At 66.7% G+C, this 16,732-nt stretch carries 7 protein-coding genes and 1 pseudogene; 5 read left to right on the forward strand and 3 right to left on the reverse strand.

Annotation, left to right across the window (positions count from 1 at the left end):
• Nucleotides 1-226: 226 nt before the first annotated feature.
• Entirely contained in the window at nucleotides 227-1,117 is an 891-nt protein-coding gene (locus ACZ66Z_RS00115; protein ID WP_469931678.1) for an SDR family oxidoreductase, read from the reverse strand.
• 522 nt (nucleotides 1,118-1,639) lie between these two features.
• On the opposite strand from ACZ66Z_RS00115, the gene ACZ66Z_RS00120 reads away from it, so the two are divergent.
• From ACZ66Z_RS00120 to ACZ66Z_RS00140, 5 genes are all read left to right on the forward strand, one after another.
• Entirely contained in the window at nucleotides 1,640-2,191 is a 552-nt protein-coding gene (locus ACZ66Z_RS00120; RefSeq protein WP_469931679.1) for an EF-hand domain-containing protein, read from the forward strand.
• Nucleotides 2,192-2,759: 568 nt separating this feature from the next.
• Entirely contained in the window at nucleotides 2,760-3,560 is an 801-nt protein-coding gene (gene chcA, locus ACZ66Z_RS00125) for a 1-cyclohexenylcarbonyl-CoA reductase (protein ID WP_469931680.1), read from the forward strand.
• A 239-nt stretch (nucleotides 3,561-3,799) separates the two neighbouring features.
• The gene (locus tag ACZ66Z_RS00130; protein ID WP_469931681.1) at nucleotides 3,800-10,993 is read left to right on the forward strand and encodes an amino acid adenylation domain-containing protein; all 7,194 of its coding nucleotides are present in this window, start codon (nucleotides 3,800-3,802) and stop codon (nucleotides 10,991-10,993) included.
• A 4-nt stretch (nucleotides 10,994-10,997) separates the two neighbouring features.
• On the forward strand, nucleotides 10,998-13,538 hold the full coding sequence (locus tag ACZ66Z_RS00135) for an FAD-dependent monooxygenase (RefSeq protein ID WP_469931682.1): 2,541 nt from the start codon (nucleotides 10,998-11,000) through the stop codon (nucleotides 13,536-13,538).
• A 137-nt stretch (nucleotides 13,539-13,675) separates the two neighbouring features.
• Nucleotides 13,676-14,512 carry a methyltransferase gene (locus ACZ66Z_RS00140; RefSeq protein ID WP_469931683.1) on the forward strand — a complete coding sequence of 279 codons (837 nt, stop codon included), beginning with the start codon at nucleotides 13,676-13,678 and terminating at the stop codon, nucleotides 14,510-14,512.
• A 212-nt stretch (nucleotides 14,513-14,724) separates the two neighbouring features.
• On the opposite strand, the gene ACZ66Z_RS00145 is transcribed toward ACZ66Z_RS00140, so the two are convergent.
• Nucleotides 14,725-15,756, reverse strand: coding sequence for a 3-oxoacyl-ACP synthase III family protein (locus ACZ66Z_RS00145; protein ID WP_469931684.1), 1,032 nt, complete (start codon nucleotides 15,754-15,756; stop codon nucleotides 14,725-14,727).
• Between the two features lie 630 nt (nucleotides 15,757-16,386).
• Nucleotides 16,387-16,485: pseudogene (locus tag ACZ66Z_RS00150) on the reverse strand (IS5/IS1182 family transposase); the annotation flags it as partial.
• Between the last annotated feature and the right edge of the window lie 247 nt (nucleotides 16,486-16,732).

The following is a 16,732-nucleotide window of genomic DNA, read 5'->3' on the forward strand; positions in this document are numbered from 1 at the left end:
GGACCAAGATCCGGACCATTTCCGGACCAGTCCGGCAGAAGGCCGCGTCAAGCACTCTTTCACCTGATCAACATGGGTGCGGTTGCTGCATCCCAGGAGATGATGAACCGGTTGTGCCCTCAAAGCGGGAAATCAGGCTGCTTCGCAGGAGCCGAATTCCAGGACCCGGTTGGAATACCCACCCTTTCCCGGAACGCCTGGAGCAGCGGGGCCGGACCAGCCCGTCTCAGCGGCCTGGCCTGGTGGCCACGGCGAAGCAACTGTCCAGCGCAGCATCCGGTAGCAGCCGCGAGAGCACCGTCGCCACCCGGACGTCCACACCGACGTAGTAACGGCTTTTGGCACGAGTGGCGGTCAGCGCGCGGAAGACTTGCCGTGCAAAGTGCTCCGGCTGCGTCCTGCTCATCTGCGCCCGTCGCTCATTGAGCTGCAAGAAGCGCTCGAACGACGGACGGTAGACGGCGGCGACGTCAGCGGGCGCTTGGTTCAGGACCTCGTTGCCGGTCTCCCGCACCTTATCCCAGAGCGGCGTCATGATCGCACCAGGCCGCACGACCGATACCGTCACGCCGGAGGGCCGCAGTTCGCGACGGAGGGCATCGCTCATTCCTTCCTTGGCGAACTGCCCGGCGGCATAGGCACCAAGGTAGGGAAGGGCCACAGCGCCCAGGCCAGAGCTGATGTTGACGACACGTCCGCGCATTCGCCGCAGTTGAGGCAGGAGCGCCTGGGTGACGGCGAGAGCGCCGATGACGTTGATGTCCAGCTGTTGCCGCAGCTGTGCGGGTGAGACGCACTCCAAGGGAGCCGAGACGCATGTTCCGGCGTTGTTCACCAGAGCCCACAAGCCCTGTCCGTTCACTGCCTCGCTGACCGACTCCGCTGCGGCCCTGATCGATGCCTGGTCGGTCACGTCCAGAATCACAGGCTGCAGTCGAGTGGAGGACGCCTCGGCACGCAGCTTTTCACCGTCCACTTCGCTGCGTACACCAGCGAAGACGCGAAACCCGCGCTGTTCCAGGTAGAGCGCGCACGCCCTGCCGAGCCCGGATGACGCGCCGGTGATGACGACGGCGCGTCCGGACGGCGGAACGACAACCGTTGCCTGTCGGTTCAACAAAGCTCTTCTCCTACGCTTTCGGCAACCAGCAATCCTGAGGCGCGAAGCGGACAGGGCCAGGCCCAACTCCCCGGGCGCACTGTCGCACTGGGATCGCACCCTCACTGTAGGTGAAGATTTATGCCCTTCTGCTCACGATCGGTGCTGACCGCTCGTCACGGGCAATGACGCCATACCAGGGCCTGGTCATACTGTCAGACTTGCGCCCATCGGCTTTACCCATGAAGACGGATAACCCCTTCCGCTCCATGAAGCCAAAAAAGCGACCGCTTAAGCGGACTTGCGCGCAAGAAACTGGTCCCGGATCGTTGAAACCGCCACCATTTACCTCACCCGTCGCTCAAGGTGAATATCGCGGCGGAACGTTTCACCCAGATTAGTTACATCTACATCCGGCAGTGCGCCAATCGAAGCAAGCCGATACCCCGGAGGAGTGAAGGCCGAGGGGACCGGTTGCGCTCCTCCATTACCGACCGCTCATATTGATCATGACCCAACCCCCTCCCTGGAGGACGCAACATGTCTCCTGCAACGACTGACGTCATCGGCACCAAGAACGAGAACGCGTTCGACACCATGGACGCCAACAACGACGGCTACGTGGACTGGTCGGACTACCAGCAGCTCGCGGAGCGGTACATCAAGGCGTACAAGCTCAGCAAGGACGACCGCCGAGCCCGGGCGCTCCAGGCCTTCTGCCAGATGTACTGGCTGGAGCTGCTGCGTCACTCGGGCGTCCAGGGGGATCGCCTCACGAAGGAGCAGTTCGTCACGGCCAGCCGCCTCGCGAGCATCGACACCAGCCGGCTCAACGTGGCCGATGGCACCGGTGACGTGATCTTCGACGTCATCGACACCGACGGCGACAACCAGATCAGCAAGGAGGAGTTCTCCCGCTTCCTGAAGGATGTCTGGCAGGTCCAGGCGCCCGACGCGATGGACATGTTCAGCAGGCTGGACATCGACGGGGACGGCGCGATCTCGCGCCACGAGCTCATCCGCGCGCTGCGCGAGTACTTCCTCTCCAACGACGCGGACGCGCCGGGCAGCCTGTTCTTCGGGCACATCTGAGCAGTCCGCGGGCTCCCGGCCACCCTCTGCGCCCTCCTCAGGTCGGCGCAGGGGGTGGCCCCTGTCTGCCCCTTCCGCCAGACAGGTGAGGAAAGTACCCGAAGAGGTGAAATCTCCGTTCACCCGAACTGCCCTATTCACGGCCTTGGATACGCTTGCTCCGCCCCGCCCCCACTGAGGCCGCATGGGGCGTCTAGGCATATTGCGGCAACTGGCCTAACGGGCCGTGAAAGGGCACGTCGATGCTCACGCAGCACCCTCGCTCGTCCGGCGGAGCGAGGAACCTCCGCACCGTTCAAGCGGATGCGTCCGCTCCCTCGTTCGGCAGAGGTCTCCGCGTCTCCCACCAGGACGCCGTAACGGGTGACCGCCCCGCGCATGCGTCGATCGGCCGGTTACCGAACAACACCTCCGCACGCTCCGCCTTCGCCCCAGGCCATCAGCCGCTCGATCTGCGCGACCGTCACGGGCGTATCGCTGCTCATGTCGCCGCGTGCCACGTCCTGCGGATTACCGACTCCGAGGTCAGCAAGCAGCGATGACGTGTAGCGGACAGTTCCAGAACCAGGTGGCGCTGATCACCGGCGCCTCCCGCGGCATCGGGCGCGCACTAGCCTGCACCCTCGGACGCGGCGGAGCCACCGTGGTGGTGAACTACAAGAAGAACGCGGATCTCGCGGAGAAGGTCGTGGCCGGCCTCGAAGAGGCGGGGGGACGTGGCCTCGCAGTCCAAGCGGACGTCGAGACGGTCGAAGGGGTAGAGGCTCTTTTCGCCAGGGTGAAAGACGAGTTCGGCCGGTTGGACCATTTCGTCTCCAACGCCGCGGCCAGCGCTTTCAAGAAGATTCTCGATCTGAAGCCCCACCACTTGGATCGCTCACACGCCATGAACCTGCGGCCACTCGTCCTCGGTGCACAACACGCGGTGCCGCTGATGAAGGCCGGGGGGCGGATCGTGGCCCTGTCGAGTTACGGCAGCGCCCGAGCCTTCCCGACATACGCGGCTCTCGGCCCGATGAAGGCCGCGATCGAGTCCTGGGTTCGGTACATGGCGCTGGAGTTCGCTCCGTATTCCATCAACGTGAACGCGGTCAGCGGCGGCCTGATCGCTTCCGATTCGTTGCAGCACTTCTTCGGTACGCCCGGAATGCCGAGCATGAGCTCGGTGCTTGATCGCATCCCGAAGGGTCGCCTTGGCACGGTCCAAGAGATGGCCGATACGGTCGCCTTCCTGCTCTCGCCCGGCGCCGAGTACATCACCGGTCAGACGATAGTGGTGGACGGCGGGCTGAGCATGGTTGCCCCTCCCTTTTTCGCCGACAGCTCCGCGCCCCTCAGCCCGTCGAAAAGACCGGCAGGGAAGGAATAGACACCGAGGCGCGGCGTCTGCTCGGCCTCGGCCGACCACGCCGACTGGATCCCTGCCGGCCAAACCGCTCGGGTTAGAGCAGGCAGGGCGGACGCCGGCCGTCAAGCACGCCGGCCTCATCCTGATGACACGGCCATCCCTGACGAACACGGGATGTGCCCGGAAAGCCATGACCCGCTGCCTTCCGCCGCCTTCAGCAAGCACCGGGTGATCCAAGGTTCGAAAGGGAACCTCGACAGATGGGTACGAGCGACCAAGTGTTGCACCAACTGACGGCTTATCAGCGCGACCTGTGGTCCGTCGCTTCCCGAACTCCGAAATCACCGCAGTTCAACGCCGTTCTTCACGAACGTCTACGAGGCGAAGTGGATCGCGACAGGCTTGTCGCTTCCGCGGAACGCGTCTTGTACCACCACGACACTTTCCGGTTGCACTTCGGTGAAAGCGGCGGCGTTCCCTCTCAATGGGTGGCATCCGACCGAGTCCCCGTCACCGTGGTCGATCTTTCGCGAGAGCCCGAACCGGACGCGGCATGCGCTGAGTGGATGCGCCGTTCGATGGCGAGCGCCCTCCCGCTCACGGGTGGTCCCCTGGTAGAGGCCGCGCTGCTGGTACAGAGTCCGGACGTCACACATCTGCACATCAAGGCACACCACATCATCGCCGACGGCTGGACCCTCGACCGGTTGAGCTACGAGATCGTCCAGGACTACGTCCGAGCGACGCACGGCGATCGGTGCGGAGCAGCCCTCCGGTCGTCTTCTTACCTGCCGTTCGTAGAGGAGGATGCCGCTTTCCGCGTCAGCACGGACGGTGACCGTGCCCGGTCGTTCTACGGGGAGTACCTCCTCGGCGCCGCACCCGCTCTCTTCGCCCGTACGACGAGCGGAGACGCACGGGAACGCGGGCTCCACTCCTTCACGATCGACAGCGCTCTCGTGGCCCGGATCCGCGCCGTCGGCTTCTCGCCGTTCACGTACCTCGCCGGCGTGCTCGGCATCTATCTGACGCGCCTGCACCGCAGCGATGAGGTGATCCTCGGCGTCCCCTTCCTCAACAGGCCGACGAAGCGCCACAAGGACACCCTTGGCGAGTTCGCCAACATCCTGCCGCTGCGCGTCCCCGCACGTGGCGCGCGGGACCTGCGGGAACTCCTCTCCCAGATCCAAGAGGCGACCCGCGCCCTCAGGCAGCACGAGCGGCTCTCGATGGGCGACATCCTGCCCGTACTACCCGCATCGGCCCGAAACTCTCGGCAGCTCTTCGACGTGACGCTCTCCTACATGCACTGGCCTCCGCCGGAGCGGATTCCCGGAGTCGAACGGCTCCGGTCCCTGAAGGCCCTCTCGCACGACCAGGACGCGTTGAACGTCCTGGTGTCCGCCTTCGACGACACGGCCGACATCCATGTCGACCTGAACTACGCCTGTGACGTCTTCGACGAAGATCTCCCCATCACATCGGTGGTCGGCCACCTCACGACTCTCCTTCGGCACGGCCTCGACATGGTGGACCAACCCCTGTCCGAGATCCCGATGCTGACCCCTGCCGAATATGAGGACCTCACCTCCGGTCGCGCCGTCGGCCCGCAGGTGCCCTATGCGCATCAGGCCACCCTGCACGGCCTCTTCGAGGCTCAGGCCAAGCTGCGACCCGACCAGACCGCGATCATTTCGGTGTCCGGGGAGACGCTGACCTACGCCGAACTCGACGAACGTTCCAACCGCGTCGCACGTGCCCTGCGCGCCGAGGGCGTGGGCCCGGACGACCGGGTCGCGATCATGATGGAACGGGGACCTCGGCTACTGATCGCGCTGCTCGGCACGCTGAAGTCCGGCGGGGCCTACGTACCGGTGGACCCCGGCTATCCGGCCGAGCGGGTGGACTTCCTGCTGCGCGACAGCCGCGCCAAGGTGGTGATCGTCGATGACGACGCGGCAGCCGACCCTTCCGTAGACGCGCCCGTGCGGCCCATCGGTTCCCTGCTGACCGGCAGCGGCGCCCCGGTCGAGCCACTCGCCACCTCCCGGGACCTCGCCTACGTCATCTACACCTCCGGTTCCACCGGGCAGCCCAAGGGCGTCATGGTCGAGCACCACAGCGTGGTGAACCGCCTCGCGTGGATGCAGCGCCGCTATCCGCTCGGGGAACGGGACGTTCTCCTGCAGAAGACGCCGGTCTCCTTCGACGTCTCGGTGTGGGAACTGTTCTGGTGGGCCGTCGAGGGGGCAGCCGTGGCTCTGCTGCCACCCGGCAGCCAGAAGGACCCGCGTGAGGTCCTGCAGGCCATCCGCGAACACGGCGTCACCAACGTGCACTTCGTCCCCTCGATGCTCGGCCCGTTCCTCGACCTGCTGGAGGACTCGGCGGCGCGAGAGGGCATCGGAAGCTTGCGGTACGTCTTCTGCAGCGGCGAGGTCCTGCCCGGCCCGCGGGTCGAGCAGTTCAACCGGCTGGCCGATCAGTGTCGTCGCGAGGGCGTTGTCGAGCAACCGGTCCGACTGGCCAACCTGTACGGCCCGACTGAGGCCACCGTCGACGTCTCGTTCCACGCCTGCTCCGACGACCCCGTCGGCAGCGTTGCGCGTGTGCCCATCGGCCGACCGATCGACAACACCCGGCTGTATGTGCTGGGCGCCGACGATCTGCCGCAACCTGTCGGCGTGGCGGGCGAGTTGTGCATCGGCGGAGTCTGTGTCGCCAGGGGGTACCTCGACCGTCCGGAACTGACCGCCGAGAAGTTCGGCACCGACCCGTTCACCCCGGACGGTCGTCTGTACCGCAGCGGAGACCTGGTTCGTTGGCTCGCGGACGGGACCTTGGAGTACCTCGGCCGGATCGACGGCCAGGTCAAGATCAGGGGCAACCGTGTCGAGCCCGACGAGGTGGCCGCCGCCCTGCGCACGGTGCCTGGCGTCCAGGACGCCGTCGTGGTGGGCCGTACCACCCCAGACCGGGGAACCATTCTGGCCGGCTATTACGTCGCCGAGGCGCCGATCGACGCGGTGGTGCTGCGTGAACGGCTCGGGCGGATGCTGCCGACGTTCATGGTCCCGGCGTCCTTCACCCGAATCGGCGCCATCCCGCTGACCCCCAACGGGAAGACCGACCGCGACGCGCTCCCCTCGCCCCACGACGCCCTGCGAGCCAGTGAGGGGGAGCAGCCGCGCAACCGTACCGAAGCCGCTCTGGCCGAGATCTGGGCCCGTGCCCTGGGCCACGACGCCGTGGGGGTGCATGACGACTACTTCGCCCTCGGCGGCGACTCGATCACCATGCTCAAAGTGCGAGCAGAGGCGGAGTCCCGCGGCCTGTACTTCTCGCTCACCGATCTCTTGCGGAACCCGACGGTGGCGGGCCTCGCCGCGTGCACCGAGGAATGCGACACATCCCGGACCGCGACCGCTCCGGCTCCGTTCGCTCTCGTAGCCGATGTGGACCGAGCCCGTCTGCGGGACGCCGAAGACGCGTACCCGCTGACCCGGCTCCAGCTCGGTCTGCTCTATCACAGTCGCAGGCACGAGAAATCTGCCAGGTACCGGGACGTCTTCCGGTACACCCTGGAAATGCCCTGGGACGAGGAGGGGTTCCGTCGCGCCTTCGACCGACTGGCGGCACGCCATCCGGTCCTTCGCTCGTCCTTCGACCTGGCCGGAGCCGAGCCGCTGCAGGTCGTTCTCCCCCGTGTCACCGGTGGCTTGGAGATCACCGACCTGCGTCCGCTCGACAGCGCGGCGGCCGAGGCCGAAGTACACGCACACGTCGAGGCACGTCGCCGCCACTCCTACGTGTCCGATCAGCCGCCGTTGTATCTGTTCCGCGCCCATGTGCGGCCCACCACCGTCGACCTGGTCCTCAGCTTCCACCACGCCCTCCTCGATGGCGGCAGCGTCGCCACTCTGCTTCAGGAACTGCTCCAGGACTACGCGCACGGTCTCGGTCTGGACACCGACCCCGTCGAGGGCGCGGCTCCGCCCCCACCGGCGGCTTACGCACGGTTGGAGCAGATCGCCCTCCGGTCGGAAGAGTCCCGGCACTACTGGCGGGAGAAACTCACCGGATGCGAGCCCTTGCCGCTCGAATCGTTCTCGCCGCACCTGTCCGGTACCGCCCATCCGCCGGCCTCACGGCGGGTTGACCTTCCCCGCGACCTCGTCGGGCTTGTGCGGCACTTCGCGGCCGAGCACGCCCTGCCGGTGAAGTCCGTGCTCTTCGCGGCGCACGCGTTGACACTGGCCATGCTCGCCGGCACCGATGACGTGACCACGGGCCTGATCACCCACGGCCGGCCCGAACTGGCCGGGGCGGAGCGCACCGCCGGACTCTTTCTGAACACCGTGCCGCTGCGTCTGGACATTGCGAGGGACAGCTGGCTGGACGTGGCGCGCGAGAGCTTCCGCCAGGAGCAGGACGGGCATCCTCACCGTCGCTACCCGCTGAGCGCCATCCAAGAGGACCACGGTGGGCCCGTCCTGGACACCGCCTTCAACTACGTCCACTTCCATCAGCTCTCCCACGTCCTCGGTCTGCCCGGTCTGCGTCTCAGGGAGTTCCGTACCTGGGAGGAGAACGACCTCCGGCTCATGGTGCACGCCGTCACCGAACCGGACGGCAGCGGCATGTGGCTGCGGATCGACTGCGACGGCGCCACGTTTCCGGCCGAACAGGGTGACCTCTTCGCGGCCGGTTACCTGAACATCCTGCGGCGCATGGTGGAGGACCCGCACAGCACGCCGGACTTCGCCTTCCTCGCCCCTCGCCCCGTTCTCGCCTCCCCTCTGGAGCATCCGACGGTCGTGGCGCGCTTCATTGAGCGGGCCGCGCGCACCCCGGACGCGACCGCCCTGGTGATGGGCGAGGAGCGATGGAGCTACGCCCGGCTCGCCGAGGCCGTCGAGAACGTGGCCGGACGGCTGGCTGCGCTCGGCGCCCCGGCGAACGCCCGGATCGGGATCGCCATGAACCGGTCCCCGCTGACCATGGCCGTGCTGCTGGGCGTCATGCGTGCCGGATGCGCGGCCGTTCCGATGGACGTCGGATACCCCGCCGCCCGGCTGGCCACGATGGTGGAGCAAGCACAGCCCTTCCGCGTCGTGGCCGAGGCCCCGTACGCCCACCTCGCCGGTGACCCGAGGCTCCTGCTGCCCGCCGAATCCGTGACCGCGCCGGCGCCGCCGTGCCCGGCAGGGGGCGGGGAGGACCCCGCGAGCACCGCGTACGTCCTGTTCACCTCGGGCTCCACCGGGACCCCCAAGGGGGTCGCCATGCCGCACCGCACCCTGGCCGCCCTGGTGGCCTGGCAGGCCGCGGCGCCCAGCGCCGCCGCGGGCGGTGTGACCCTGCAGTTCGCACCGCTGAGCTTCGACATCTCCTTCCAGGAGATCTTCTCCACGCTCTGCTCCGGGGGCACCCTGTGCCTGGCCGACGACACGGAGCGGCGCGACATGCCCGCTCTGCTGCGCCTGCTCGATCGCGAGCGCGTCGAGCAGGTCTTCCTCCCCCCGGTGGCCCTCCAGCAACTGGCTGAAGCCGCCGGCACGCTGGGCATCCTTCCGAAGGCCCTGCGGGCGGTGATCACCTGCGGTGAGCAGCTCCGCGTCACTCCGGAGGTCCGCGCGCTGTGCGCCGCGCTCCCCGGAGTCGTGCTGGAGAACCACTACGGTCCGACCGAGACGCATGTGGTCACCGCGTTCACCATGGCCGGGGACCCGGAGACCTTCCCCGCCCTGCCACCGATCGGGCGCGCCATCGACGGGGCCGAGGTGCACGTCCTGGACGAACGGATGCGTCCGGTGCCGGTCGGAGCGCGCGGTGACGTCTACCTGGGCGGCGGGTGCCTGGCAGACGGCTACGAGGGACGCCCGGACCTGACCAAGGAGCGTTTCCTTCCCCATCCCTTCGCAGAGGAAGGCCAAAGGCTCTACTACACGGGCGACGTCGGCCTGGTGCTGCCCGGCGGAGACGTGGTCTTCCTCGGGCGCGACGACGCCCAGGTCAAGGTACGGGGCTTCCGCGTGGAGCCGGCCGAGGTCGAATTGGCCGTCGCCGGTCTGGCCGGGCAGTATCCGGGCCTGCGCGACACCGCGGTCGTGGCGCGTCGGCGTACGAACGGCGAGACCTTCCTCGCCGCTTTCCTCCTCGGTGAGGGCACGGACGAGGATTTGGCCGGCATCCGCGAACGGTTGCGTGCCGCCTTGCCCGACTACATGGTCCCCTCACACCTGCAATGGGTGTCCCAGTGGCCGCTGACCCCCAGCGGCAAGCGCGACGACGCCGCCCTGCGTCGCACTCCGCTGAGCACCTCCAGCCGCGCCCCCGGCACCGGGCCGCGCGACACCTACGAGCAGGCGCTGACCGAGATGCTGGCCGACGTGCTGTCCCTGGACTCGGTGGGTGTCCACGACAGCCTCTTCGACCTCGGAGGCACATCCCTGACCGCGATGCGGCTGGTGGTCCGGATCGAACAGCGCTACCGGGTGCACATTCCCCTGGCGGAGTTCATCGCCGCACCCACCCCCGCCTCACTCGCGGCGCGACTGCGCGAGGGCGGGGCCCGGGCCACGTTCGATCCACTGGTGGCGATCCGCCCGCAGGGCTCCCGCAGGCCACTGTTCATGGTCCACCCGATGGGCGGCAACGTGCTGTGTTACGTGGCTTTCGCCCGGCATCTCCCGGACGACCAACCGCTGTACGCCCTTCAGGCCGCTGGAGCCGAGCCCGGCACCACACCGCTGTGCACGGTGGAGGATCTGGCGGGCAGCTACCTCACCGCGCTGCGGAGAGTCCAGCCACACGGTCCGTACACCATCGGCGGATGGTCCTTCGGCGGCTTGGTCGCCTTCGAGATCACCCGTCGGCTGCGAGCGGCCGGCGAGCAAGTCACCCTGTTGGTGCTGGACACCGTGGCCCTGGACCAGGCGCCGCGCACCGCAGACCACGACGAGCCCTTGATGGAGTGGTTCTTCCACGAACTGCTCTGGCCTCGGGACGGTGGCGGGTCATCCGCTCGGATCATCCCCGACGGGCTCGGCTCCCCGGAGGAGAAGTTCGCCTTCATCGCTCGCGTCGCAAGCGAACAGGGCATCCTGCCGGCCGGAAGTTCCGGGGCTGTCATCCGTCGACTGTTCGAGGTCTACCGGGCCAACTGGAAGGCCACATTGGCCTACCGGCCCCCGCGTGAGGATCAGGACCTCACGCTGATCCGTGCCGAGGAGCCCCTGCCTGCCGTCCTGTCCGCCATGCACGACGCCGCCAAGAGTCGTTACCAGGACCTCTTCAACGGCTGGGGCGCCGTGACCAGTGGTCAGATTCAGCTCGTCCACACTCCTGGCGACCACCTGTCGATCATGGAGGAACCGTACGTGGCCCACATGGTCGGGACCGTCGCTGACCTGATCAGAACCGACGTATCCCCGTCCGAGCGGGGGAACTGACACCATGGCACCTGAACGACCCGCCAAGGCCCTTGTCGTCGGCGCCGGTATCGGCGGTCTGACCTGTGCGGTCGCGCTCAGACGGATCGGCCTCGATGTCGAGATTTTCGAGCGCGCCACCGAGCTACGCGCCGCCGGTTCCGCTCTGTCGGTCATGAGCAACGCCGTCACCGCCTTGGCCACCTTGGACATCGATCTCGACCTGGAAAAACGCGGCCAGGCCGTGGAGTCGTTCACGGTCATGGACCGGCGCGGCCGACGGATCAGAGACCTGCCGTTCAAGGACGCCTGCGGCCAGGCGGGGGCGCCCACCTTCTGTCTGAGTCGTGCGGACCTCCAAGAGGCCCTCCTGGCGGAGGCCGCGGACTGCCCGATCAGCTTGGGAGCCACCGCCGTCGGGTTCGAAACCGTCGGCACGGGTGTCACCGTCCGCTTCGCGGACGGTCGCTCGGCCGACGGGGACATCCTGATCGGTGCTGACGGCTTCAACTCGGCCGTACGGCGCCATCTCGTCGGCCCCGAGGCGGCACGGGACAGCGGCTACTTCTTCCGGCTCGGCATCGTCCCCTTCCAGCACCCACGTGTCACGAAGGGCAGTGTGCGCCACTACTGGGGCAGCGGACAGCGATTCGGCCTCGTGAACATCGGCCAAGGACGCTGCTACTGGTGGGCGGCCTTGAGCACGCCCGCCGACGAGCCTGCCTCCGGCCGCGCCAAGGACGCCCTCGTGCAGGCATACACAGGCTGGGCCGACGAAGTACGAGCGGTGATCGAGGCCACGCCTCAGGAAGACATCCTCACCGTGCCCTCCCATGACCGCGCCTTCCTGGAGCGATGGGGTGACGGCCCCGTCACCCTGCTCGGCGACGCCGCCCACCCCATGTTGACCACGCTCGCCCAAGGGGCCGCCATGGCCATGGAAGACGCCGTCGTGCTGGCACATACGCTCGCCGAGTCGGCCAGCGGCGACGATCTGGCCCCGGCCTTGCGTGCCTATGAAGAACGGCGCCGCGACCGCACCAGGACAATGGTGGCTGAGTCCCGGGCATTGAGCGATCTGGAACAGGGAGCTCACCTCCGGCGACGGCTGGCCCGGAGCAGCTACTTTCGTTTGACGCCCCGCCGCGTCCTGGCCCGGCGGACGGCGCAGGCCCTCACCTTCCCGGGCCGACCGCCTGTCGAAGTCAGCAACGTCCAGCGTCGGCTCAGCGCCGTGGAGCGCATGTACTGGATCGTCGACCAGACTTCCCCTCTCAACGTCATCGCCCGGGCTCGTGTCCATGGACATCTGCCCTCGTCACTGCTCCGCCGTTCCTTGGACGTCCTTCAGAGTCGGCACCCTTTGCTTCGCGTCGCTATCGCCGATGACGGCACCGGAGCGCACCCTGCCTTCGCGCCTCTGGAAGACCGGCAGATTCCGCTCCGACGAGTCCACGTCCCGCCGGACGATTCCACAGCGGGCACCCGCTGGGAGCGCGAGGTCAACGACCGCGAGCTCGTGGAGAGGATCGACTGGCAGACCGGGCCGCTGGTGCGCACGGTGGTGATCACCTCGGAAGGAACTGACGGCGGGGGTGAGAACGACGTTCACGACCTGCTGATCACGGCCTCGCACACCATCGCCGACGGCAAGACGTGCCTGTCCTTGCTTCGAGAGTGGATCGAACTCGCTGCGCGGTTGGACCGAGGCTCGGCACATCGAGTCGCCCCGCGGCGGGTGCTGCCCGCGACGGAAGACCTGCTCCCGCGTCGCCACCGTGGCGCGATCGGCGTCGCGGGCTTGAAGGCCATGCTGTTGCGAGACCGGCAGGCGGGCCGGCGGCACCCGGCACAGCGGATCGTCCCCAGCCGTCAGGTCCCGTTCGAGCAGCGGCGCACCCAGATGGTGCACACGTTCCTCACCACCGAGCAACTGGACCTGTTGGTGCGGGCGGCCAAGCTGCACGGCACGACCGTCCACGGGGCCCTGGCCGCCGCGATGGTGACGGCGGTCGCCCAGGACGTGGGAACCGCAACAGCCACATACTTCTCGATCGGCTCGCCAGTCGACTTCCGCGCCGACCTGGAGCCGGCCGTCCTCCATGACGAGGTCGGCACCTACGTGGCCACTGTCCCTTCCCGCGTCCGCTACGAGCCCGGCCATCCGCTCTGGTCCATGGCTCGAACGATCAGCCAAGACCTGGTACGCCGCCGCAAACGACAGGATCATCTAGCCACGGTCAGCCTGCCGCTTTGGGCAGGACCGAAGTCGCTGGCTGACAGCGCATCATTCATGCACTTCATGGACGAGAAAGGACCGGTCAACCTGTGCCTGTCCAACGTCGGCCGCTATGAGTTTCCCGACCAGGCAGGCTCATGGCTCGTCTGCGACGCCCAGTTCCTCACGGGTGTCTCGGTGATGGGGGCCATCGTGGCAACAGCCACCACCAGCCACGGGCAACTCGCTTGGAATTTCAGCTACGTAGAGGACATGATCTCCGCCCCTCGGGCACAACGCATCGCTGACGAGTCGGTTCGTACCGTCCTGTCCGCCCTATCCGAATGAGCGGCCTGCCCGCCAGGCACCCCGCCTCCCGGAAAGGAATCCGAACCACTCTCACCTGCCCTCAACCGCGCCGCCCCACACGTTGCGCCAACCAACATGTTGATGGCCGGCTCCCGATCTGAAAGGTCCACACTGCAATGACCGTCTCCCCGATTCAGACGCTGACACAGCGCCGTGTCCTGCCCGTCGGAGAAAGCGGATCCCTGTGGATGGCCCGACCCTCATGCGGGATCTTCGAGTTCCGTGGCATGCATCTGCGACTCGAGGTGACAGACCCCACTGAGGTCCTGTTCCCGACCGATTGCGGCCTGAGTCTGATCAGCGCCCTCAACGAGGAAAGCGCTCCCGATCTGAAGGGCGTCAACGCCCTTGACATCGGGGCAGGCTCCGGCCTCTACAGCGTCGCCCTGCTCGCGGCCGGTGCCGAACGGGTGACTGCGCTGGACATCAACCCTGCTTCCGCCGCACAGACAGCGGCGAACGTGCTGAGCAACGGCCTTGACGTCACGCGGCTGACCTGTGTCACCTCTCCGCTGGAGGAGTACACACCAGGCGAGCAATTCGATCTTGTGATCACCAACCCGCCCCACCTCCCCTACGATCCGAGTTATGCCAGGTCTGACGGGCTGGAGACCGCTCTCGTGGCCCGAGGGGGCGGCCGAGCGATGTACAACGCCGTCGTCGAGCAGATGGACACACTCCTCGCACCGGGCGGCACCCTGCTCATGGCTCACTCCTCACTCGCCGACATCCCTCGCACCGTCCAAGAATTCACAGGGCGCGGCTACAAGTGCAGCACCCTCAAAATCTTCGAAATGGACATCCCGCTCCTGGCCTACGCCGAACACAGGGACACCCTGCTGGGCCTACTGGAGCAGCAGCGGGAAGCCGGCCAGGCCGAATTCGAGGGGTCGCGCTTCACGGTGCACGCCCTGATGTTCCAGCGCCCTCACACCGCATTGCCGAAGTACTGACAGAGCAGAACTCGTCGGCCTTGCTGGCATCACCGACCAGGAACGCTTACAGCAGAAAGCGTCCCACTATAAAGGGAACGGTAAGACTACCCGGCGCATTTACGATGGATGCCCGCGAGGAACAATCAACTCCAGCGGGCATCCATTGAGGCTGACGAGAAAACAGAAACCGCCCAGAAAGAGCGTCGCTCCCAGGAAACGAGGCTTTCCTCTTATGAGTGCGACGGAGCCACAGAAGGCCACTGCAGCAGCATCCGCCCCCAGGACATCCCTGCGCCGAAAGTGATCATCAAGATCGTATCCCCGTGCCGGACCCGGCCATCCTTTACCGCCACGTCGAGTCCGATCGGGATGGACGCCGCTCCTGTATTGGCCAACCGATCTCCAGTGACGACGAGCTGCTCGGGCTGGAATCCAGCCGCAAGAGCTACTTCCTCGACGAGCCGAGGGTTTGCCTGGTGGCTGATTACGTGGTCGATCTCGCCCAAAGTGATGCCGCGTTCCTTCACCGCATCGTTGACTAAGTGGGGGAATTTATCCCGGACCAGACCAGCAACGTCCCGGCCGGCCATCTTGAGATAGTGGTCGTCGGCGGCAGGTGCCGTCGACGGCCTCGGGATGCGAGGGCCGCCGGTGACGTAATGAGCGAGCCTGCCATCGGTGCTGATCTCCGCACTGAAGATCCCCTCACCGCCTGGCACCCGACCGAGTACCACGGCGCCGGCTCCGTCGCCGAACAGCGGATACGTCCGCCGATCGGCCGGGTTCATGTAGCGCGAGTACGTGTCGCTCGCAACGACCAGCACATATTTCTGCTGTGGATTCGTGGCCAGCAGGCCGCGACCGATCTCGCAGGCGACAAGGAACCCGGCACACGCCGCGTTCACGTCGAAGGCGAAAGCATCGTGCGCCCCGATCGCGGCTTGCACCTGAACGCCGACGCCCGGAACGGGCCGATCCGCGGTAGATGTTGTAAGCACTACCGCGCCGAGCTCCAGGGGCGACACCCCGGCTGATTCGAGTGCCGCCTTGGCCGCGTTGATCGCGAAGTCGAGGCACGTCTCGTCCTGAGCTGCAAAACGTCGCTCCAGAACACCGATGCGTTCGGCGACCCAGCCTCTTTCTACACCGACAACATCAGCGACTTCACTGCTGAGAACTCGCCTCTCAGGCAGGGACGACCCCGTCCCGAGAATGCTCACATCGGTGCGCCCAGAAAATCCAGGTGAGCTGTGACCAGCCACGCGAACTCCATTTGAGAAAAAGAAATACTTCCCGTATATAATCAACTTCGAACTGCCGATCTATTTTCGGCAACCCGAGTACCCATGTGCCCCTGACTCTACGCTGAAATTGGATAGCGTATGTGCCAAGTAGGTTGGCGTGGCGTGCATGTTGCCTGGCGTCGAACGACGTGGGCCAGCTGCGATCCTCCGTGCGTCGCAGCATCCCCACGAAAGGTAGGGGCATCTCCCAACCGAGATCAGCCAGCGCGCCGTCTCGAATCATCACGCTGCCGTCGTCACTGCCGGCCGCACGGCCCTACAGTTCTCGAATCGCCTCACTGAGCTTTTCCACCCTCATGTCGACCTGCGGTGAAGGGCGATGACGACCTTCACGATCGCGGTGATGCCGTTGGTGCTGCATCGGAGCTTCTGCAGAAGTCGCCAGTCTTTGAGAGTTGGCCATGACCTGCTCAGCGACGCAGCGGATCTGGGCATGGGCGCTGTTGCGCCGACGCTGCCAGCGTCTGAGTCGGCGCCCCCGGAACGGAGCCCGGCCGGAGCTACCGGCGCCTCGAAGCGTGTTGCAGAGGGTCGTGTCCGGGCAGCTTTCGGGCTGGTCTGATCATGCGGCAAGGACGAGGTTGCGCAATGAGCGACAGCATGGACCGCGTGGTGGAGACCGTTGCCGCGTTGACGGCAGTCGCGAAGGATCTTGTAGTGCCTCATGCGGGCGAAGGCGGGCTCGACCATAAAGGTGCTGACTGGGCTGAGCTCTTCGGCGGAACTGCCCGCGCGCTGGACGGCTGGCCGTAAGAGATGCCTCTCGGCGAACGCCAATGGAGACGGACGGCGACCGCATGCGTGCGGTCAGGCGGGGCGACGGCTCAGGACTCGTTCCTTGCTCCGACGCCCAACGAACTGATTGGCACCCCGCCAGAGGTGCACCAGCCTCCGGGGACACCCGCTCCACCCGCACGGCTCGGCGTCCTAACCC

The organism is Streptomyces sp. NPDC107498 (genome assembly GCF_055582805.1).